A 20,910-nucleotide genomic window follows, 5' to 3' on the forward strand; every position below is an offset into this window, starting at 1 on the left:
GCAGCCAGTCGATGAGCCACAAGGACATCCTCCTCGTCGAGGACAACCCGGACGACGTCGAACTGACCCGCATCGCGTTCGACGAGGCGAAGATCGCCAACCGGCTGATCGTCGCCAGCGACGGCGTCGAGGCGCTGGACTTCCTGTTCGCGCGCGGGAAGCACGCCGACCGGGACCCCGACGACCTGCCCTCGATCGTGCTGCTCGACCTGAACCTGCCCAAGGTCGACGGGCGCGAGGTGCTGCAGGAGATCCGCAACAACGAGCGCACGAAGACGCTGCCGGTCGTGGTGCTGACCACCAGCACCGAGCCGTTCGACGTCGAGGCCAGCTACGCGCTGGGCGTGAACAGCTACATCCAGAAGCCGGTCGACTTCGAGCAGTTCGTGTGGGCCGTCAAGCAGGTCGGCCTCTACTGGCTGGTGCTCAACCAGCCCTCGCGCTGACGCCGCTCAGGCGCTGCGCCCGCTCCCGCCGCCGAAGAGTTCCTCGGCGCGCTTGAACAGGATCCAGCTGGTCGCGATGACCTTGTCCGCGCCTTCCGGGCGGTTGCCGCGGTGGGTGTGCGTGAAGGCGGCCGGCGCGATGAGCAGCGTGCCCGCCCGCGGCGCGACCTTCCGGCCCTGGAACAGGAACTCGGTCTCGCCCGCGCCGAACCCGTCGTTGAGGTAGATCGTCCACAGCAGGTGGCGGTGCAGGGTCTCGCACGAGCCGTCCTTCGGATACAGCTCGCAGTGCCAGTACGGGTAGCCGCCGCGCCCCGCCGCGTAGCGCTGCAGGTTGATCGCGCCCGGCCGCAGGCACGCGCCGATCAGCGGCGCGAGCTCGGCATCGTCCATCGTCGAGACGTCCCCGGCGGTCAGCCGCCGCGGCCTGCCGTCGGCACCGGACGTCTGCAGCATCAGCGGCGAGATCAGCGCCTGCGGCCAGCGGCGCAGGTACTGCAGCATGCCCGGGAAGACCGCCGCGTTGAGCGCCTGGTCGACGTCCTGCCAGCCTTCCCGCCCGGTGATCGACAGGTCCGTGCTGTCCTTGAGCTCGGGCAGCACGCCGCCGCCGACGCGGCCCGGCCCCCGGTCCGCGCTGGCGTCGAAGCGCGCGATGATCGCCGCGCAGGCGGCCGGGTCCAGCGCGCCGGGATAGACGCCGATGAAGTCGTCCGGCCCGGTGTCGTTCATGCCGGGGCCGCGGTGCGCGCCGGGGCGCCGTTGGCCGCGTAGTGCCGCAGGTGGTAGCCCGTGGCCGCCTCGACCTCGGCCTTCGAACCGAGGAACACGGGCACGCGCTGGTGGAGGCCGTCGGGCGGTATGTCCAGGATCCGCCGGCGGCCGTCGGTCGCCGCGCCACCGGCCTGCTCGATGAGCAGCCCCATCGGATTGGCCTCGTACATCAGCCGCAGCTTGCCGGCCTTCGATGGGTCCTTGCGGTCCCAGGGATAGATGAAGATGCCGCCGCGGGTGAGGATGCGGTGCACGTCGGCGACCATCGACGCGATCCAGCGCATGTTGAAGTCCTTGCCGCGCGGCCCCTCGCGTCCGGCCAGCAGGTCGTCCACGTACGCCTGCATCGGCGCTTCCCAGTGGCGCTTGTTGGACATGTTGATCGCGAACTCCTTCGTCTCCTCCGGCACGCGCATGCCGCGCTGGGTCAGCACGAAGGCGCCCTGCTCGCGGTCGAGGGTGAAGGCGTGGGTGCCATGGCCGATGGTCAGCACCAGCATCGTGCTCGGCCCGTAGATGCAGTAGCCGGCGGCCACCTGCGCGGCGCCCGGCTGCAGGAAGTGTTCGTCGCAGGGCGCCCCGACGCCCTCCGGACAGCGCAGCACCGAGAAGATCGTGCCGACCGACACGTTCACGTCGATGTTGCTGCTGCCGTCGAGGGGATCGAACAGCAGCAGGTAGTTGCCGCGCGGGAACGCGTCCGGAATCGGATGGCAGTGTTCCATCTCCTCCGAGGCGCACGCGGCGAGGTGGCCGCCCCAGGCGTTGGCCTCGAGCAACACGTCGTTGGCGATCACGTCCAGCTTCTTCTGCGCCTCGCCCTGCACGTTGCCGGTGCCGGCCTCGCCGAGCACGCCACCCAGCGCGCCCTTGCCGACGGCCACGGAAATGCGCTTGCACGCGCGGGCCGCCACTTCCACGAGCAGCCGCAGGTCGGCGTTGATGTGGCCCGCGCGCTCCTCCTCGATGAGGTGGCGGGTCAGGGAAACGGCGGGATCGGTCATGGCGGCGCGGGGCGTGCGGAAACGCGCATTGTACGGGCCCGCCCAGGGCCCGCTCCCCCGCGGCCCGCTCCCGGCCGCTAGTTCAGGCCGCCAGCTCCGCTTCCTGCAGCCGCAGTCGCTCGGCCTGGCGGTGGACCACCGCGTGCAGGGTGTTGCGCGCGGTCTCCAGGTGGCCCAGCCCGGCCATGCCGGCATCGGGATCGACGAGCACCGCCCGGGCCGCGTCCACCGCGTCGCCCAGGACGGTCGTCGCGTCGCCTTCCAGCATCGCGCGCAGGCTGCGCGCCGGGCCGTCGAGCTGCCGCAGGCAGGCCTGCGCGGCCGTCCCGTCGGGGTCGAGGCCGTGCGCGTGGGCGACCGCGTCGGACAGGGCGTCGTCCATGGCCTGGAGGTGGTGCAGCAGTTCGTCGTGGGTCAATTGCATGCGGTTTCCTGGCGCGGGCGCAGGATGCGACGCGCGGATCATGGGGACGGGTTCGTGAGCGCCGGGTGCAGGGCCGCTGAATGCGGCCGCCCGGCCGGGGTCAGACGTCGCCGCCGGTCTCCCAGCCTTCGCCGGTGCCGCGGTGGATCACCCGGTCCGAGTCGAGGACGGTGCCCGCGGGGTACGTGTCGAGCCTGGAAAGCCGCTCGTAGATCGGGGTGAAGTCGGGATCCGTGGCGGTCATGAGCTGCTCGAAACTGTCGATGACGAAGTAGGTCTTCTGGAAGGTGTCGATGCGGTAGCGCGTGCGCATGATGCGCTCGAGGTCGAAGCCGATGCGGTTGGGCGCGTCGGACTCCAGGCAGTGGATCGACTCCCCCTTCGAACTGACGATGCCGCTGCCGTAGATGCGCAACCCGTCCTTCTGCCGGATCAGGCCGAACTCCACCGTGTACCAGTACAGCCGCGTCAGCATCTGCAGCGCGTGCTCGCCGATGCCGTGCGCCTTGACCCCGCCGCGCCCGTACGCCTGCATGTAGTCGCCGAACACCGGGTTCATCAGCAGCGGCACGTGGCCGAACAGGTCGTGGAAGAGGTCCGGCTCCTCGATGTAGTCGATCTGGTCGGGCCGGCGGATCCACCAGGTCACCGGGAAGCGGCGGTTGGCGAGGTGGTCGAAGAAATCGAGCTCCGGGAGCAGCCCCTCGACGCCGATCAGGGTCCAGCCGGTGGCCTCGGACAGCACGCGGTTGAGGTCGGTGAAGCGCGGGATGGCGTCGGGCGTCATGCCCATCGCGTCCTGCGCCTGCAGGAACTCGTCGCAGGCGCGCCCGACCAGCACCTCGCGCTGGCGCTCGTAGAGGCGGCGCCAGACGTCGTGGTCGGTGTCGCTGTAGTCGTCCCAGGGCTGCTCGACCACGCCGGTGGCGTAGACGGGCACCTTGCCCTTGTCGGTCTGCAGGTTCTCGACGCGGCGCGGCGTGCTGTTCATGGCGGCGTCCCCCGGGTTCTTCCTTGCAACCCGCGCAGTGTACCGCGCGGGCGGTCCACGGGCCGTTTCGCGGGATCGCGCACTTCAGCGGCCGGCCGCGTCCGCCCCGTCGGCGGCACCCGCCCCCGCGAAGCGCTCGCCGAGGAAATCGCCGTCGTTCCAGCGCGGTCGCGCCGGATCGGCGCCGATCCGCAGGCCGATCGCCGCGTTCAGGCGCGCGAGGCGGGCCGCGTCCGGGTAGTGGATCGGCAGGCCGGCCTCGTCGCAGGGCTGGTGGTAGCAGGTGCGCAGGAACTCGCGCAGCGCGCGCTGCGGATCCGTCGCCGGATCGGGTTCCTCGCCCTTGCGCGTCGGCGTCACCGGCACCGTGCCGCCCACGAGGTACACGGCCGGGATGCCGGCGCGCACGAAGGCGTACTGATCGCTGCGCACGAAGATCGCCTCTTCCGGGAACGGATCCGGCGACAGCGCGACGCCGATGTCCGCGGCCGCCGCTTCGACCACGCCGGACAGGCTGGAATGCACCACGCCCACCGGCACCACGTCCCGGCTCGGCGCCAGCAGCACCGGCATGTCGATGTTGACATTCGCGACGATCGAGTCCGCCGGCACGGTCGGGTTGCGCGCGAACCACTCCGCGCCCAGCAGGCCATGCTCCTCCGCCGTCAGCGCGACGAACAGCGTCGCGCGACCGCGTTCCGGCGCGTCGGCCAGCACCCGCGCGGATTCCAGCATCACCGCAACGCCGAGCGCGTTGTCGACCGCGCCGTTGTGCACGCGGTCGCCCTCGACGGGCGCGCCGACGCCGACGTGGTCCAGGTGCGCGGTGTAGACGACGTGCTCGCCGGCGGTCGCGGGCGCGGCGCCTTCGCCGTCGGGCGTCGCCGGAAGCCGGCCGACGACGTTGTGGCTCGCGGCCCGCTCGATCCGGGTGCTGCCGCCGAGCACGATCGTGCCCGGCAGGTCGAACGCCTCGAACGTGCCCTCCCGCGCGGCCTTGGCCAGCTGCGCCGCGGTGCGATCGCCGCCCTCGAACAAGGCGTCCGCGGCCGCCGCGCTCACCGAGGCGATCGCCCGCAGCCGGGGGAAGGTGTCCACGCCGGTGCCGTCGTCGGCGCGCAGGCGCATCCGCGGCCGCTGCCAGTTGGCCGCCGCGCGCGCCCACGGCGAGCGCGCCTCGTCCTCGGCGGTGCCGGCCCAGACCACGCCGACGGCGCCGCGTTGGGCGAGGTTGCGCAACTTTTCCCGCGTGGACCCGTGCACCGCGCGCTCGGTGTTGCCGAAGCGGGCCGGCGCGCCGGCGAAGGCGATCGCGATCTTCCCGGAGACGTCCACGCCCGCGAAGTCGTCGTGCCCGAGCTCCGGGGCGTGCACCGCCTGGCCGACCACCACCACCGGCGCCTCCAGCGCGTGCGTGGGCGCATTGAAGTTCAGTTCCGGCAGGAACTGGTCGCGGAAGGCGAGTTCGGTCGTCCGGCCATCGCGCCGGATCGCCAGGCGCGCGCCCGCTTCACCACGCGTCGCGCGCAGCAGCGGCACGGCCTGGGTCCAGCCGCCACCGTCGCCCGCCGGTTCGAGGCCGGCCTCGCGCATGCGTTCCACCACGTAGGCCGCGGCGCGGTCGTAGCCCGGCGTGCCGGCTTCGCGGCCCTGCATGCGGTCGTCGGCGAGGTGGCCCACGTCGGCGCGGATTCGGTACTGCGCCGCCGCGTCGGGGGGCGGCAACACGGGCGCGACCACGGCGGGTTCGCGCTGGCAGGCGGCGGCGGCCACCAGGCCGGCCACGATCAGGACGGGGCGGAACACCGGGCGGCGAAGGCGCATGCGGGCTCGCGTCGCGGGAAGGGGCCGTGACGCTAGCACCCGCCCGCGCGCGACGGACAGTGCTGGAGGTTCAGTCGCCGCGGTCGGGAAAGCGCAGGACCTGGCCGCGGCGCTCGGGGCCGCGATGCCAGAGCACGGGCACCTCCCGCGGGGCCGGCGGCTCGAGGGTGTCGCGCTCCGCGGCGGCCCGGGCTTCGAGTTCCTCCTCGACCTCCCACGAGTACCGCCTGCGCGGGGGTGCCGGGTCGCGGCGGCGGAAGGCGAAGGCGCAGGCCACGCCGGCGAGCGCGCCGCCCAGGTGCGACTGCCACGACACGCCAGGCTCCTGCGGCAGCACCGTCAGCAGCATGCCGCCGTAGAGGAAGAAGGCGATCAGCGAGGCGGCGATCGCCGGCCGGTCGCGGCGCAGCACGCCGAGCGTGAACACCAGGAACATCAGGCCGTGGGTCAGGCCGCTCGCGCCCAGGTGCGCGCTGCCCGGTTCGCCCAGCAGCCACGCGCCCAGGCCCGAGCCGACCCACAGCACCGGCAGCGACGGCCACAGCGCCCGCGGATAGACGCTGCCGGCCAGCGTGCCCAGCAGCAGCAGTGCGACGGTGTTGGCGGCGAGGTGGCCGCCTGAGCCGTGCAGCAGCGGCGCGCCGAGCAGGCCGCGCAGCCCCGCCGCCTCGAGTGGCTGCACGCTCCAGGCCCGCCAGTCGAAACCCGGCTGCAGCGAGAACACCACCAGCAGCAGCACGGCGAAGCCGACGCTGGCCGCGAGCGCGCGCTTCACCCTGCGGTGGTCGGCGGCGCGGGCGACGCCGGGGTCCACCGGTCCATCGAACGAGTCCATGGTCCGTTGATGGCGGCGCGGGCGCGGATTGCAAGGCGGGGGCTGACCCGGCCGGCCGCGGGGCGGCCGTTAGAATGCGCGGATGCCTGAAGCCCTGCCCGTCATCCACCTCAAGAACGGCTGGAAGTCCGCGCATCCGTGGATCTTCCAGCGCCTCGTCGCCAAGCCCGCGCAGCGGCCGAAGCCCGGCAGCCTGGTCGAGGTGCGCGGCGTCGACGGCGACTTCCTCGGGGTCGGCTTCTACAACGGCCATTCGCGGATCGCGCTGCGGATCCTCGAGACCGACCCGGCGGTCGCCGTCGACGAGGCGTGGTTCGCACGCAGGATCGCCGAGGCGGTCGCGCTGCGCCGCGACGTGCTGCGGCTGGACGACGTGTCGAACGCCTGGCGCGTGTTCCACAGCGAGGGCGACGGCATCAGCGGCCTGGTCGTGGACCGCTACGACGACCTTCTGGTGGTCGGTTTCTTCAGCGCGGGCGCCTGGCGCCACCGCTCGATCCTGTTCGACGCGCTGCGCGCGCAGTTCCCGGGCTGCCGCTTCCACAGCTTCGCCGACGCGCACGTGCAGAAGCAGGAGAGCTTCGACTACCGCGACACGGAAGGCACCGAGCCGGCAGTCATCACCGAGCACGGGATCCGCTTCCGCGCCGACCCCGCGGGCGCGCACAAGACCGGCTTCTTCGCCGACCAGCGCGAGAACCGCGAATGGCTCAGCCGGCATGTCGCCGGCAAGCGCGTCCTGGACCTGTGCTGCAACACCGGTGGCTTCGCGGTGTACGCCGCCGCCCGCGGCGCGTCCGAGGTCGTGGGCGTGGACATCGACCCGGACGTGCTGGAGATCGCGCGCGGCAACGCGCGCCTCAACCAGGACGCGGGCGGCGTGAAGCCGCGCTTCGTGCAGGCCGACATCTTCCCGTGGCTGCGCGACGCGGCGGCCAACGGCGAGCGCTTCGACGTGGTCGTCCTGGACCCGGCGAAGATGACCCGCGACCGCGAGCAGGTCATCCCGGCGCTCAAGAAGTACCTGGACATGAACAAGCTGGCGCTGGCCACGGTCGCGCCGGGCGGGCTGTTCGCGACCTTCTCCTGCACCGGGCTGGTGTCCGAGGAGCAGTTCCTGGACATGCTGCGGCGCGCGGCCTGGTTCGGCGGGCGCACGGTGCAGGTGCTGAAGGTGTCCGGCGCCGGCCCGGACCACCCGTTCCTGGCCCACGTGCCGGAGAGCCGGTACCTCAAGGCGGTGTTCTGCCGCGTACTGGACTGACCGGCGCGATGCGGGTCGGCGGTCGCGTACCGTGCGACGCCGGCCCGTACACTGCGCGCCATGCCTGATTCCACGCTGCTGCTGCTGATCCTGGTCGCGGTCCTCGCCGCGTTGGTCCTGCTTCTCGTCCTGCTGCTGCGGCGCCCCGAGGCCGGGCTCGCGCGGCTGGGCGACGAGCTGCAGCAGGCCCTGCGCGAGGAGCAGCGCGGCGGCCGCGGCGAGCTGCGCGACCAGCTCGACAGCGTCTCGTCGCAGTCCGGCCAGCGCCTTGAGGCTTTCGGCGCGCGGCTCTCGGAGCTGACCGAACGCACCGACCGGCGACTGGACGAGTTCCGCGCCGCGGTCGCCGAGGACGCGCGCAAGGCACGCAGCGAGGGCGCCGAGCAGCAGCAGCGCTTCGCGGAATCACTGGGCGGTCGGCTGGCCGAGCTCACCCAGCGCAACGAGCAGCGCATCGCCGAGATGCGCACCACGCTCGAGCAGCAGCTGCAGCGGCTGCAGGCCGACAACGCCGCCAAGCTCGAGCAGATGCGCGCGACGGTCGACGAGAAGCTGCAGGCGACGCTCCATACCCGGCTCGATGCATCGTTCAAGCAGGTGTCCGATCGCCTTGAGGCGGTGCAGCGCGGCCTCGGTGAAATGCAGGCACTTGCGACAGGCGTGGGCGATCTGAAGCGCGTCCTCAGCAACGTCAAGACGCGTGGAATCTTCGGTGAGGCCCAGTTGGGAACGCTGCTCGAGCAGGTCCTCGTTCCCGAGCAGTACGCGGTCGATATCGCCACCGTGCCCGGATCGGCCGAGCGCGTGGACTTCGCCATCCGCCTGCCGGGCGATGAGGTGCAGTCGCAGGTCTGGCTGCCGATCGACGCGAAGTTCCCGCGCGAGGACTACGAGCGCCTGATCGACGCACAGGAACGGGCGGATGCCGACGCCGCCAGCGAAGCTGCGTCCGCGCTCGAGCGCCGCATCCGGGAAGAGGCGAAGCAGATCCGCAGCAAGTACGTCTCACCGCCGCACACGACCGATTTCGCCATCCTCTTCGTCCCGACCGAGGGGCTCTACGCCGAACTGATCCGACGCCCAGGCCTGTTCGAGACGCTCCAGCGCGAGTCGCGCATCACCCTGGCCGGTCCGACGACACTGAATGCGCTGCTCAACAGCCTGCAGATGGGTTTCCGCACCTTGGCGATCCAGAAGCGCTCCAGCGAGGTCTGGCGGCTCCTGGCAGGGGTCAAGAACGAATTCGGGAAGTTCGCCGGCATCCTGGAGAAGGCGGAAAAGCAGATCACGACGGTCGGTCGCAGCATCAGCGAAGCGAGCCGCAAGAGCCGGACGATCGAACGACAACTGGGCAAGGTCGAGCAACTCCCCGTCGAAGGCGCGGCGCCGTCGCTGCTTTTCGATACGGACGGCGCCGAGGGCGAGCCCGCCGCCGACCAGGACGATCAGCCTGCCGGCTGATCAGCCGCCGTCCGGGATCACCGGCATCGCGTCGATCGGCACGGTCGGGTTCTCGACCTCGCGCAGGTAGTCCGGCAGGTCCTCGTCGTCCTCGAGCGAACGGTCGCCCTGGATCTGGTAGTTGCGCCGCTGCAGCCAGGCGTCGCGCAGCAGCGCGTACTCGTCGGGCGCGCCTTCGAGCATGCCGTCCACCGCGAACAGCTGCGTGCGCACGTCCACCAGCTGCAGGCCCTGGAAGAACACGCGGACCCTGTCCTCCTCGACCTGGCGCAGGGGGGCCAGTGGCGAGTCGCCGGCCATGCCGACCACGTCGCGGATCGTGCGCGGGCCGAACAGCGGCAGTTCCACGTAGCGCGAGCGCTCCCAGCCCCACACGCCCAGCGTCTGGCCGAAGTCCTCGTTGTGCAGCGGGATGCCGGCCGACGAGGCCGGGTCCAGGAAGCCGGCCAGGCCCAGCGTGGTGTTCAGCGCGAAGCGGCCGAGCGCCTGGCCCGCCTGCTTCGGCTTGCCCTGCAGCAGGCTGTTGAGGGCCGTGACCGGCTGGCCCAGGTTGCGGAAGAAGTTGCCCACGCCGATGCGGACCGGGCGCGGCACCACCGCGGTGTAGGCCTGCGCCAGCGGACGCGCCACGGCGCGGTCGATCGCCTTGTTGACCTTGTGCATCCGCCGGTTGAGCGGTTCCCACGGGTCGTAGGAGGCGGGCACTTCGGCCGGGGACGGCAGCGTGGCATCGGCCACCGGGTCGTAGGGCGAGTCGCCGTACAGCGCGGCGTAGTCCAGTTCGGCCTGCGTGGGCGCGGGCGCCGCGGGGGCGTCGCCGCCGGCCCCGGCGATCGGATCCCCGCTGCCCGCGATGTCCGCGGGCGCGTCCCCGGCCACGGCCGGCGGGGTCGCGCCGGCGGCATCCGGCGGGCTTTCCACGGGTCCGGCGGCCACGGCGTCCGCCCCCGGGGGGGGGTCGGGGGTGGTGGCGCAGGCGGAAAGCGCGAGGCAGGCCGCGAGGACCGCGGCGCGGACGAGGGGGCGGGGCATGGGGCGGCAGTCTAGTGCGTCGGCGGCCGGCCCGCGAACGCGGGCCCGGGTGCGTCAGCGCGCCGGCTGCAGGCCGCCGTCCAGGCGATAGGCGGCCCGCAGGTCGTCCAGGCCGGCCGGCGTGCCCGTCACCTCGATGGCGTTGGCCGCGCGCGCGGCGAGCGACGCCAGCAGGGCCAGGCCCGCGCTGTCGATGCGCGCGACCGCGCGCAGGTCGAACCGCTCGACGCCATCGAGCAGGGCGAGCGCGCGCGGCCAGAGCGACGCGACGACGGGCCGCTCGAGCGGCCCGTCGAATCGCAATGCGCTGCCGTCGCGGGCGACGTCAGTCGGCACTGGCCGAGATCCGCCCCGCCTTCAGGTCGGCCGCGACCTGCGCGATCGACTTGCTGCCCAGCGGGCCGTCGAACTGGGTGCGGAAGGTCTGGACGAAGGACACGCCCTCGACCATCACGTCGAACACCTTCCACTGCCCGCCGGCCTTGCGCATCAGGTAGTCGACCGGCACCGGCTCGCCGTTGGCGCGGATGAACTCGCTGGACACGCGCATGATCGCGCCGCCGCGCAGCGGGGTCTCGGACTTCACGCGGGTCTTGAGGCCCTTGTCGAAGCTCAGCAGCGACGCACCGTAGCGCGACATCAGGCTGCCCGACAGCGCATCGGCGAACGTCGCGACGTCGGCGTCCGAGGCGCCGCGGCCGTGGCGGCCGAGCACCAGGCGCGCGGCGTAGTCCGCGTCGAACATCTGCTCGAATTCCTTGCGGATGAACGCGTTCAGCGCGGCGCGGTCGCTGGTGAACTCGGCGCGGCGTGCCTCGAGCGTGCGCAGCACGCGCGTGCTGTTGTCGAGCACCAGCTTGCTGGGCGAGCCCTGGGTGGTCGCGGCCTGGGCATGCGCGGTCGCGGGTGCCAGCGCGGCGACCGGGGCGAGCAGCGCGGCGGCCAGGGCCAGCGCGATCGGGGAAACCTTGGAGTACGTCATGGCAATTCTTCCGTCTGGGTCGGATCGGCGGGTTCGGGCGCGTCGGACGCGTCGTCACCGGACGCGGCATTGTCGCCACCGCCGCTGAACATGTACTTGCCGACCAGCTGCATCAGGTCCACGGCCGGCTGCGTGAGCATCAGCTCGTCCCCCGGCGCCAGCGGCATCGGGTCGCCGCCGGGCTGCAGCGCGACGTAGCTCTCGCCCAGCAGGCCGGAGGTCAGGATCGCGGCCGAGGTGTCGCCCGGCAGTTCGTAGCGGTCGTCGATCTGCAGCGTGACGACCGAATCGAACGTGGTCGGGTCCAGGCCGATCTCGCCGACCTTGCCCACGGTCACGCCGCCGATCTTCACGGGCGCCTGGCCCCGCAGCTGGCCGATGCCGGTGAAGCGGGCCTTGACCGGGTAGGTGTCGCCGCCGCCCAGCGAAAGGCGGCCGTTGGTGGAGGCGATCGCCAGCACCAGCAGCGAGGCGAGCGCAAGCAGCAGGAACGCGCCGACGGCGAATTCGATGCGGGGGGAACGGGAACTCATGGCATCACCTCACGAATGTCGTTCCGAGCGCAGCGTGGAAGCTGCTTCCCGACCGACCGGAATCAAGCAGGTCCCTCGCTGCGCTCGGGACGACAGGGGTGCGCGTGCGGTCACGGGAAGGGGCGCGATCACCGGAACAGCAGCGCGGACAGGACGAAGTTGAACATCAGGACCAGCAGCGAGCCGTTGACGACCGCGCGGGTGGTGGCGACCGAGGTGCCCTCGATCGTCGGCTCGGCGTGGTAGCCGACGTGGGCGGCCACCAGCGCCGTGGTCGCGCCGAACACGGCGGCCTTGGCGAACGCGACCATGAAGTCGTCGGCGAAGTCCACCGAGTCGCGCATCACCTGCCAGAAGGTGCCGCCGTCCACGCCGATCACGTGCACGGCCTCGAAGTAGCCGGCGGTGATCGCGAGCGAACAGAAGAACGCGGTCAGCAGCGGCACGCAGATGACCGCGGCCCAGAAGCGCGGCGCCACCGCGCGCGCCACCGGGTCGATGGCCATCAGGCCGAGCGCGGTGATCTGGTCGGTCGCGCGCATCAGGCCGAGTTCGGCCGCGATCGAACTGCCGCCACGGCCGACGAACAGCAGTGCGGTGAGCACCGGGCCGAGCTCGCGGTACAGGCCCAGGCCCAGCAGCGTGCTGACCTGGCTGGTCGCGCCGTAGGTCTCCAGCGCGCGGTAGCCGAGCAGCGTCACCGACAGGCCCACGAAGGCGCCACCGGCCGCGATGATCGGCAGCGAGCGCGCGCCGAGCTTGTAGATCTCGCGCACCAGCTCGCGCCAGAACACGGCGGTCGGCTTCGAGGCACGCAGCACCGACAGCGAGAACAGCCCCGCCTGGCCCAGCGCGCGGATCGATTGCGCGAACGGCATCACGCCACCTCCGCGCGTGCGGCGCGTGCATCGAAGGGAATCGGGCCGTCCGCCTGGCCGTCGAGGAACTGGCGCAGCAGCGGATCGGTGGTCGCCTGCAGGTCCGCCGGCTCGCCGTCGAACACGACGCGACCGTCCGCGACCACGATCGCGTGGTCCGACACCGGCAGCGTCTCGTGCACGTGGTGGGTGACCACGATGCTGGTCAGGCCGAGGGTGTCGGTCAGGCGCCGGATCAGCGCCATGATCACGCCGCTGGCGATCGGGTCCAGGCCGGTGAGCGGCTCGTCGTAGAGCATCAGCGGCGGATCGAGCGCCAGTGCGCGCGCGAACGCCACCCGCCGCGCCATGCCGCCCGACAGCTCGCGCGGGAACAGGTCCGCCGCCGCGCCCAGGCCGACGGCATGCAGCTTCATCGCCACCAGCCGGTCGACGACCTCGCGCGGCAGGTCGGTATGCGCGCGCAGCGGCAGCGCGACGTTCTCCGCGGCGGTGAGGTCGGTCAGCAGGCCGTTGCCCTGCAGCATCACGCCGATCGACCGGCGCATCGCGAGCAGGTCGCGGTGGCGGGTCGGGACCGGCTGGCCCAGCACCTCGACGCGCCCGCCGGCGGGCTCGAGTTCGCCGGTCAGCGCCGCGAGCAGCGTGGACTTGCCGCTGCCCGACGGCCCCAGCACGGCGGTGACGCCGCCGCGCGGGATCGCCAGGTCCAGGTGGCGCAGCACCGCCCGTCCGCCGCGGTCGAGGCGGACGCCGGACAGGCGGACGATGGGGTCGGCTCCGGTCATGGGGCGGGTCGGCAGGATCGGTCGGGAAGGGGGTCGCGGGGATGGCCGTCGAGGCTGGCGCGCGGCCGCGGGATCCCCTCCCGGCGGGCGCAAAACGGCCGCCAGACTGACCGCGCGGGGCTGAATGCCGCCGGAAGCCGGCCCCTGGCCGGCGTCACCACGTGAACAGCCGGTAGTAGACGGGCGAGACGGGCCCCTCGCCCTGGCTCTCGTCGGGCCGGCCGTCCCCGTCCCGGTCGATCAGGTAGTACGTCGGACCCCGGCGCGGCTGCACGCGGACCATGCGCAACTGGCCGGAGACGCGGTACTCGGTCACGACGTCGCCGTTGGCCTCGGTGCGCGTGGTCTCGGCCGCGCCCGCCGGCGGCTCCGGTGCGCCCGCGGGCGTCGCGCAGCCGGCGAGTAGCATCGATGACAGCAGCGACGCCAGCAGCGTCGACAGCAGCAGGAGCGGGGTGCGGCGCATCGGGCGGGATGATCCGGCGGATCCGTGGGCTCCGGATTGTACGTCCGCGCCGCCGCACCGCCGCGCCTCCGGTCGGCGGGCCCGTACAATCGCGCGATGCCGCGCCTCGTGCTGATCGACGGATCGTCCTATCTCTACCGCGCGTTCCACGCGCTTCCCCCGCTGACCAACGACGCGGGGGAGCCCACCGGCGCCCTGTTCGGCGTGGTCAACATGCTGCGCGCGACGCTCGGCGAGAAGCCCGAGTGCATCGCCTTCGTGCTCGACGCGTCGGGACCGACGTTCCGCGACGACCTCGACCCCGAGTACAAGGCCAACCGCCCGCCGATGCCCGACGACCTGCGGTCGCAGGTCGAGCCGATGTGCGCGATCGTCGAGGCGCTGGGCGTGCCGATCCTGCGCGTGCCCGGCGTGGAGGCCGACGACGTGATCGGCACGCTCGCGCTGCAGGCGGCGGCCGACGGCATCGAGGTGCTGGTCTCGACCAGCGACAAGGACATGGCGCAGCTGGTGCGCGAGGGCGAGCCGGGCCACGTGTGGCTCGTGAACACGATGAGCGGCAGCCGCCTCGACAGCCGCCAGGCGGTGGTCGACAAGTTCGGCGTGCCGCCCGAGCGCATCGTCGACTACCTGGCGCTGGTCGGCGACAAGGTCGACAACATCCCCGGCGTGGACAAGTGCGGGCCGAAGACCGCGGCCAAGTGGCTCGATGCGCACGGCGACCTGGACGGCGTGATCGCGACGGCCGGCGAGGTCGGCGGGAAGCTGGGCGAGAACCTGCGCGCCGTCGTGCACCGCCTGCCGCTCAACCGCCAGCTCGCCACGATCCGCACGGACGTCGAACTGGACCGCCGCCACGACGCGCTCGCCCTTCGCGACCGCGACGTGGACGCACTGCGCGGCCTGTACGCGCGCTACGGCTTCAAGCAGGCCCTGCGCGAACTGGAGGGCGCCGGCGGCGGCGCGGCGCCGGCGGACGACGCCGGCACGGGCCTGCGCAACACGCCGGCCGGCTACGCGAAGGCGGCGCCGGAGGCCGCGGCGCCCGACCCCGCGCTCGCCGCCCCCGGCGCCTACACGACCGTCATGGACGCCGATGCGCTGGCCGACTGGGTGGCGCGCGTGCGCGACGCCGACGTGTTCGCCTTCGACACCGAGACCGATTCGCTCGACCCGATGCGCGCCCGGCTGGTCGGCCTGAGCCTGTGCGTGGAACCGGGCGAGGCCTGCTACATCCCGGTCGCGCACGGCTATCCCGGCGCGCCCGCGCAGCTCGACGCGGCCACCGTGCTCGACGCGCTGCGCCCCGTGCTCGAGGACGCCGGCAAGGCCAAGGTCGGCCAGCACGGCAAGTACGACCTGCACGTGCTGCGCCGCCACGGCGTGGACGTGGCCGGGTACGCGGAGGACACGATGCTCGAGAGCTTCGTGCTCAACGCCACCGCGACGCGCCACGACATGGATTCGCTGGCGCTGCGCTACCTCGGCTATTCGACGGTCAAGTACGCGGACGTGGCCGGCAAGGGCGCCAAAGCGATCACCTTCGACCAGGTCGCACTCGACGACGCCACCCGCTACGCGGCCGAGGATGCCGACGTCACGCTGCGCCTGCACCGCGCGCTGCGCCCGCGCCTGGCGGAGACGCCGTCGCTCGAGGCCGTCTACCGCGACATCGAGATGCCGCTGGTGCCCGTGCTGGCGCGCGTGGAGGCCAACGGCGTGCTGCTCGACGCCGCCGAGCTGCGCCGGCAGTCGGCGGACCTGGGCAAGCGCATGCTCGAGTCTAAGCGCCGCGCGACCGAACTGGCCGGGCGCGACTTCAACCTCGATTCGCCCAAGCAGCTGTGCGCGCTGCTGTTCGAAGAGTTGGGCCTCCCCGCGCTGGTGAAGACGCCCAAGGGGCAGCCGTCCACGAACGAGGAGGCGCTGGAGGCGATCGCCGACCAGCACGAGCTGCCGCGCGTGATCCTCGACTACCGCGGCCTGGCGAAGCTGCGCGGCACCTACACCGACAAGCTGCCGGAGATGGTCAATCCCGGCACCGGACGCGTGCACACCAGCTACCACCAGGCGGGTGCGGCGACGGGGCGCCTGGCGTCCTCCGACCCGAACCTGCAGAACATCCCGATCCGCACCGCCGACGGCCGCCGGATCCGCACCGCGTTCGTGGCGCCCGAGGGCCGACGCATCGTCGCGTTCGACTACTCGCAGATCGAGCTGCGCATCATGGCGCACCTGTCCGGCGATCCCGGGCTGGTGGACGCGTTCGCCTCCGGCGCCGACATCCATCGCGCCACCGCCGCCGAAGTCTTCGGCAAGGCGATCGACGAGGTCGGCCCCGACGAGCGCCGCGCCGCCAAGGCGATCAACTTCGGCCTGATGTACGGCATGGGCCCGCACGGCCTGGCACGGCAGCTGGGGATCGCGCGCACGGATGCGCAGGACTACATCGCGCTGTACTTCAACCGCTACCCCGGCGTGCGCGAGTTCATGGACCGCACGCGCGAGCAGGCGCGCGAGCAGGGCTACGTCGAAACGGTGTTCGGCCGCCGGCTGTACCTGGACAACATCCACGCCCGCAACCAGGGCCTGCGCGCGGGCGCCGAGCGCGCCGCGATCAACGCCCCGATGCAGGGCACGGCCGCGGACATCATCAAGCGCGCGATGGTGGACGTGGACGGCTGGCTGGCTGGTCACCGCGACCGGGCGCTCATGGTCCTGCAGGTGCACGACGAACTGGTCTTCGAAGCCGACGCGGACTTCGTCCCCACCCTCCTGGGGGAAGCCGCCCGCCGCATGGCCGGGGCGGCCGACCTGCGCGTCCCGCTGGTGGTCGACAGCGGGGTCGGGGCGAATTGGGAAGAGGCCCACTAGGCACCGGGCCAGGGGACCTGAACAGGGGCCATGAATCGGTCCTGAACCCTACGAATTATTAACGGTTTCCTTCACGAACCATCCATGTGCGGTTTGGTCATATAGCCCGCGACGGATGCAACGTCCGTCGCCAGATCATCTCCCTCCCCTGGAGTGATCCCCGGAACGGGCACCCCTCCCCAGGTACCGTTCCCCGGCCCCGCCGACCTCCCCCTGGTCTGCGGGGCTTTTTATTTGCGCCGCCGTCCGCGTCCGCCCTCACGCACCGCGCGCAGGGTCCGCAGCACACTCCCGCGCCGTCGCCGCCGTGGCGCGGCCCGAGGACGATGCGATGAGCGAGCTGCTGGCCCTGTCGATGCCCTGGTACGAATTCGTGCTGCGCGCGGCCGTCGTCTACGTGGTGATCCTCGCGCTCGTGCGCATCACCGGGAAGCGCACGGTGGGCCAGCACACGCCCTTCGACCTCGTCGTCGTCGTGCTGCTCGGCACCGCGGTGCAGAACTCGCTGATCGGCGACGACATCTCGCTGCTGGGCGGCCTGATCCTCGCCGCGACGCTGATCGGCCTGAACTGGCTCGTCGGCATGGCCACCGCGCGCTGGCCGCGCGTGGACCGCGCCGTGCAGGGCGTGCCGGTCCTGCTGGCGCGCAACGGCGAAGTCTTCGACGCGGTGCTGCGCCGGCAGATGATCACCGCCACCGACCTGGACGAGGCGATGCGCTCGGCCGACTGCCGCGAGCACAGCGAAATCGAGGCCGCGTGGCTGGAGCCGAACGGCCGCATCAACGTCATCACCTTCCGCCGCTAGGCGTCGCCGGACTCCGCCAGCCAGTCACGCGGCCGCAGGTACCCGGCCAGCCGCGCCTCCGCGCTGCCGGGTGCCGGCTCGAAGCCGTATTCCCAGCGCGCCAGCGGCGGCAGGCTCATGAGGATCGACTCCGTGCGCCCGCCCGACTGCAGCCCGAACAGCGTGCCGCGGTCCCACACCAGGTTGAACTCCACGTAGCGCCCGCGCCGGTAGAGCTGGAACTGCCGCTCGCGCTCGCCGTACGGCGTATCGCGGCGCCGCTCGACGATCGGCAGGTACGCATCGAGGAACCCGTCGCCCACCGCGCGCAGGTACGCGAAGTCGCGTTCGAAGTCCCCGTGCAGGTCGTCGAAGAACAGGCCGCCCACCCCGCGCGTCTCGCCGCGGTGCTTGAGGAAGAAGTAGCGGTCGCACCACGCCTTGTGCTCGGCGTAGCGCGCCGCGCCGCCGAACGGCCCGCACGCGTCGCGCGCGACCCGGTGCCAGTGCACCACGTCCTCGTCGAACGGATAGAACGGCGTCAGGTCGAACCCGCCCCCGAACCACCAGGCCACGGTCTCCCCGTCCCGGTGCGCCCGGAAATGCCGCACGTTCATGTGCGTGGTCGGCACGTACGGATTGCGCGGATGGAACACCAGCGACACCCCGACCGCCCGCCACGCCGCGCCGGCCAGCTCCGGCCGGGCCGCGCTCGCCGCCGGCGGCAGGCTCGCGCCCGACACGTCGGAGAACCCGATCCCCGCCTGCTCGAACACGGCGCCATCGCGCAGCACCCGCGTGCGCCCGCCACCGCCCTCGTCCCGCACCCACGCGTCCTCGACGAAGCGCGCCGACCCGTCCACGCCCTCCACCGCCGCGCAGATCCGGTCCTGCAGCCCCATCAACCAGTCGCGAACGACTTCGATGTCCCCGACCTCACCCATTCCGCACCCCAAATGACCGCTTCGACAGACGCCGTCGCTGCTCGCTGATCGGAGCCGCGCGACGTGACGTGGCGTGACTCGACAGCGCGTTACTCGATCGGTGCCCGCGCCCTCGGCTGCAACACCTCGTCGAACAGCTCGTAGATCCGCCGGTACTCGTCGTACCACGCATCCGGATGCACGAACCCGTGCCGCTCCAGCGGATACGACGCCAGCTCCCAATCGTCCTTGCGCAGCTCGATCAACCGCTGCGCCAGCATCACCGAATCCCGGTAGAACACGTTGTCGTCGATCATCCCGTGCGCGAACAGCAGGTGGTCCTGCAGTCCGTCCGCGTACTCGATCGGCGACGACCGCCGGTACGCCTCCGGATCGATCTCCGGCGAATTGAGGATGTTCGACGTGTACTCGTGGTTGTACTGCGTCCAGTCCGTCACCGGCCGCAGGGCCGCGCCCGCCTTGAACGTGCCCGGTTCCTTGAACAGCGCCATGAAGGCCATGAAGCCACCGTAGCTGCCGCCGTAGATGCCGGCCCGGTCGCGGTCGCCCTGCCTGTTGTCGACCAGCCAGTCCAGCCCGTCGAGGTAGTCCTCCAGCTCCGGCTGGCCCATGTGCCGGTAGATCGCCCTGCGCCAGTCGCGGCCGTAGCCCTCCGAGGCCCGGTAGTCCAGGTCGAGCACGATGTAGCCCGAGTCGACCAGCAGGTTGTGGAACATCTGCTCGCGGAAATACGCCGGCCACCGGTCGTGCACGTTCTGCAGGTAGCCCGCGCCGTGCACGAACATCACCACCGGGTATTCCCGGCCCGGCTCCAGCACCCCGGGCCCGTAGTACTTGCCCCAGATCTCGTCCGCGCCGTGCTTGGACGGAACCCGCACGATCTCCGGCTCGATCCAGTCGATCTCCCGGAACGCCGCGCTGCGCGTGTCGGTCAGCTGCGTGGCGTCGCCGCCGTCGACGGCGACCACCGCCAGCTGCGGCGGCAGGTAGCTGTCCGAATGCCGCACCAGCAGCCGGCGCCCGTCCGGCGACTGCTCGAAGGACTCCACGCCGTCGAGCGCGGTGACCTCGCGCAGGTTGCCGCCGTCGCGGTCGACCGCGCAGACCTCGTAGTCGCCCGGCCAGGCACGGTTGCACAGGAACAGGAAGCCGCGGCCGTCCGCGGTCACCACCGGCATCGATGCCTCCCATCGCCCGGACGTGATCGCGCGCGGCGCGCCGCCGCCCTGCGCGACGTAGAGGTGCGACCAGCCGCTCTCCTCGGACAGCAGCCACAGCGCCCCGTCGGGCGTCCAGCCGAAATCGTTGAAGTTCCAGTTGATCCACGCCGGATCGGTCAGCCGGTGGCGGACCTGCAGCGCCGCCGCCTCGAACGTGTCGCCGGTGGGCGCGACTGTGGCGATCCAGCGGTCCTTGTTGTCGACCGCGCGCAGCAGCACCGCCGCGCGCGCGCCGTCCGCCGACCAGTGGATCGCCGGGCCCGACCCGTCGCCGTCGGTCTCCACGCGGACCGCGCGGTCGCCCTCGAGCGGATCGAGTGCCTCGCGCGCGCGCAGTTCGGCGAGCGGGTCCACGTCGACGCCCGGAAGCCCGTCGAACGACAGTTCGCGGAAGCGCCCCGTGGCGTTGTCCACCAGCCACAGCCGGTGCGGCAGCGGCGCGCCGCGCCCGACGCGCGTGCGCACTTCCTCGAACTCCTCGTAGCCGGACTCGGTGATGTACTTCGGCATCTGCCCGGCCTTGCCCGCGTCGCCCTGGGCGGGTTCGGTCACCACCAGCAGCCAGCGGCCATCCGGCGACAGCGCGCTGTCGGTGATGGTGACCTCGGTGCCGAGCCACACCGTCTCGGGTGCGCGGGTCGGGTCGGCGTTGCGCCAGGCCTCCTGCTGCTCGCGGACCGCGTCGCGGCGCGCGCGCTCGGTGCGCAGCGTCTCGAACAGGCGCATCTGCTGTTCGCGCAACGCGTCCGGGTCCGGCGCCTTGTGCGGGTCGTCCTCGGCCCGCACGCTGGTCGCCTGCCCGGCGCCGCCGCCGGCGTGCCAGCGGTACCAGGTGTTGCCCACGCGCCAGACCAGGCCGCCGTCGGCGCCCCACTGCGGCCGGGATTCATCGTCGCCCGTGCGGGTGAGCTGGGTGAGCGCGCCGCTGCGGAGGTCGCGCACGAAGACGTCGCCGTTGCGGACGAAGGCCATCCGCGTGCGCGTCGCGTCGTAGACCGGCGACGGGCCGTCGATGCCGGCGCGCGCCGCGCCGTCCAGGCGCACGGCCGCGCCGCCGTCGACCGGCTGCACGTAGGTGTCGACGATGTCGCCGCCCTCGCGTTCGAGGTCGTAGTAGGCCGCGCCGCCATCCCACCGCCACCACGCGCCGCGCACCGGCGGTCCGATCCACTCCGGGTCCGCCATGGCCTGCGTGAGCGTCACGCGCGCGCCCGGTGGCGACGGATCCTCCGCGAGCGCGGGCAGGGCGACGGCCGCGAGGCCGGGCAGGAGCAGGGCGGCGAGGCGACGCGTCCGGGTCATCGGAGGTCCTGGGCAGGAAAACCGGCGCAGGTTAGCAGCCCGCCGCCGGGCACCCGCGGCGCGCGGGACCAATCAATCGCT

20 protein-coding genes are annotated in these 20,910 nt (G+C 72.3%); 5 read left to right on the forward strand and 15 right to left on the reverse strand.

What is annotated here, in order from left to right; genetic code table 11:
* The first annotated feature begins 11 nt into the window (after positions 1-11).
* Positions 12-446, forward strand: coding sequence for a response regulator (locus tag ACYU7H_RS10750; RefSeq protein WP_460814608.1), 435 nt, complete (start codon positions 12-14; stop codon positions 444-446).
* A 6-nt stretch (positions 447-452) separates the two neighbouring features.
* Here the strand turns inward: ACYU7H_RS10750 and ACYU7H_RS10755 are convergent, their stop codons facing one another.
* From ACYU7H_RS10755 to ACYU7H_RS10780, 6 genes are all read right to left on the reverse strand, one after another.
* Positions 453-1,178, reverse strand: a complete 726-nt coding sequence (locus tag ACYU7H_RS10755) for a 2OG-Fe(II) oxygenase (protein ID WP_460814610.1) — start codon at positions 1,176-1,178, stop codon at positions 453-455.
* Positions 1,175-2,224 carry a class 1 fructose-bisphosphatase gene (locus ACYU7H_RS10760; protein ID WP_460814611.1) on the reverse strand — a complete coding sequence of 350 codons (1,050 nt, stop codon included), beginning with the start codon at positions 2,222-2,224 and terminating at the stop codon, positions 1,175-1,177. Before ACYU7H_RS10760 ends, ACYU7H_RS10755 begins: the two co-directional genes overlap by 4 nt.
* Positions 2,225-2,306: 82 nt before the next feature.
* Positions 2,307-2,648 carry a hypothetical protein gene (locus ACYU7H_RS10765; RefSeq protein WP_460814613.1) on the reverse strand — a complete coding sequence of 114 codons (342 nt, stop codon included), beginning with the start codon at positions 2,646-2,648 and terminating at the stop codon, positions 2,307-2,309.
* Between the two features lie 100 nt (positions 2,649-2,748).
* Complete coding sequence (gene phhA / locus ACYU7H_RS10770) at positions 2,749-3,639, reverse strand: phenylalanine 4-monooxygenase (RefSeq protein ID WP_460814614.1); 891 nt, start codon at positions 3,637-3,639, stop codon at positions 2,749-2,751.
* An 84-nt stretch (positions 3,640-3,723) separates the two neighbouring features.
* Entirely contained in the window at positions 3,724-5,463 is a 1,740-nt protein-coding gene (locus ACYU7H_RS10775; protein ID WP_460814615.1) for a M28 family peptidase, read from the reverse strand.
* A gap of 70 nt (positions 5,464-5,533) precedes the next feature.
* On the reverse strand, positions 5,534-6,298 hold the full coding sequence (locus tag ACYU7H_RS10780; protein WP_460814617.1) for a rhomboid family intramembrane serine protease: 765 nt from the start codon (positions 6,296-6,298) through the stop codon (positions 5,534-5,536).
* Positions 6,299-6,380: 82 nt separating this feature from the next.
* Between ACYU7H_RS10780 and ACYU7H_RS10785 the strand changes: the two genes are divergently transcribed.
* Together ACYU7H_RS10785 and ACYU7H_RS10790 are read left to right on the forward strand one after the other, a co-directional pair.
* Positions 6,381-7,562: a class I SAM-dependent rRNA methyltransferase gene (locus tag ACYU7H_RS10785; protein WP_460814618.1), complete on the forward strand. Its 1,182-nt coding sequence runs from the start codon at positions 6,381-6,383 to the stop codon at positions 7,560-7,562.
* Positions 7,563-7,622: 60 nt separating this feature from the next.
* A complete protein-coding gene (locus tag ACYU7H_RS10790; protein ID WP_460814620.1) occupies positions 7,623-9,023 on the forward strand; it encodes a DNA recombination protein RmuC in 1,401 nt (466 codons plus the stop codon).
* On the opposite strand, the gene ACYU7H_RS10795 is transcribed toward ACYU7H_RS10790, so the two are convergent.
* The 7 genes from ACYU7H_RS10795 to ACYU7H_RS10825 all read right to left on the reverse strand — a co-directional run bounded on the left by ACYU7H_RS10795 (position 9,024) and on the right by ACYU7H_RS10825 (position 13,702).
* A complete protein-coding gene (locus ACYU7H_RS10795; protein WP_460814621.1) occupies positions 9,024-10,055 on the reverse strand; it encodes an MlaA family lipoprotein in 1,032 nt (343 codons plus the stop codon).
* 54 nt (positions 10,056-10,109) lie between these two features.
* Complete coding sequence (locus ACYU7H_RS10800; protein WP_460814623.1) at positions 10,110-10,391, reverse strand: STAS domain-containing protein; 282 nt, start codon at positions 10,389-10,391, stop codon at positions 10,110-10,112.
* Positions 10,381-11,037 (reverse strand): MlaC/ttg2D family ABC transporter substrate-binding protein, encoded by a 657-nt coding sequence (locus tag ACYU7H_RS10805; protein WP_460814625.1) that lies wholly within the window; start codon positions 11,035-11,037, stop codon positions 10,381-10,383. Before ACYU7H_RS10805 ends, ACYU7H_RS10800 begins: the two co-directional genes overlap by 11 nt.
* Positions 11,034-11,570 (reverse strand): outer membrane lipid asymmetry maintenance protein MlaD, encoded by a 537-nt coding sequence (mlaD, locus tag ACYU7H_RS10810; RefSeq protein ID WP_460814626.1) that lies wholly within the window; start codon positions 11,568-11,570, stop codon positions 11,034-11,036. Before mlaD ends, ACYU7H_RS10805 begins: the two co-directional genes overlap by 4 nt.
* A gap of 128 nt (positions 11,571-11,698) precedes the next feature.
* Positions 11,699-12,448, reverse strand: a complete 750-nt coding sequence (locus tag ACYU7H_RS10815; RefSeq protein ID WP_460814628.1) for an MlaE family lipid ABC transporter permease subunit — start codon at positions 12,446-12,448, stop codon at positions 11,699-11,701.
* The gene (locus ACYU7H_RS10820) at positions 12,448-13,236 is read right to left on the reverse strand and encodes an ABC transporter ATP-binding protein (RefSeq protein ID WP_460814630.1); all 789 of its coding nucleotides are present in this window, start codon (positions 13,234-13,236) and stop codon (positions 12,448-12,450) included. Before ACYU7H_RS10820 ends, ACYU7H_RS10815 begins: the two co-directional genes overlap by 1 nt.
* A gap of 154 nt (positions 13,237-13,390) precedes the next feature.
* Positions 13,391-13,702, reverse strand: coding sequence for a DUF2782 domain-containing protein (locus ACYU7H_RS10825; protein WP_460814631.1), 312 nt, complete (start codon positions 13,700-13,702; stop codon positions 13,391-13,393).
* 96 nt (positions 13,703-13,798) lie between these two features.
* On the opposite strand from ACYU7H_RS10825, the gene polA reads away from it, so the two are divergent.
* Complete coding sequence (polA, locus tag ACYU7H_RS10830; RefSeq protein ID WP_460814633.1) at positions 13,799-16,576, forward strand: DNA polymerase I; 2,778 nt, start codon at positions 13,799-13,801, stop codon at positions 16,574-16,576.
* Positions 16,577-16,907: 331 nt separating this feature from the next.
* Complete coding sequence (locus ACYU7H_RS10835; RefSeq protein ID WP_460814635.1) at positions 16,908-17,384, forward strand: DUF421 domain-containing protein; 477 nt, start codon at positions 16,908-16,910, stop codon at positions 17,382-17,384.
* Here the strand turns inward: ACYU7H_RS10835 and hemF are convergent.
* Together hemF and ACYU7H_RS10845 are read right to left on the reverse strand one after the other, a co-directional pair.
* Positions 17,381-18,307, reverse strand: a complete 927-nt coding sequence (gene hemF / locus ACYU7H_RS10840; RefSeq protein WP_460814636.1) for an oxygen-dependent coproporphyrinogen oxidase — start codon at positions 18,305-18,307, stop codon at positions 17,381-17,383. The genes ACYU7H_RS10835 and hemF overlap by 4 nt on opposite strands.
* 89 nt (positions 18,308-18,396) lie before the next feature.
* Entirely contained in the window at positions 18,397-20,829 is a 2,433-nt protein-coding gene (locus ACYU7H_RS10845) for a S9 family peptidase (RefSeq protein ID WP_460814637.1), read from the reverse strand.
* Positions 20,830-20,910 lie beyond the last annotated feature (81 nt).

This window comes from Luteimonas pelagia (genome assembly GCF_054776035.1).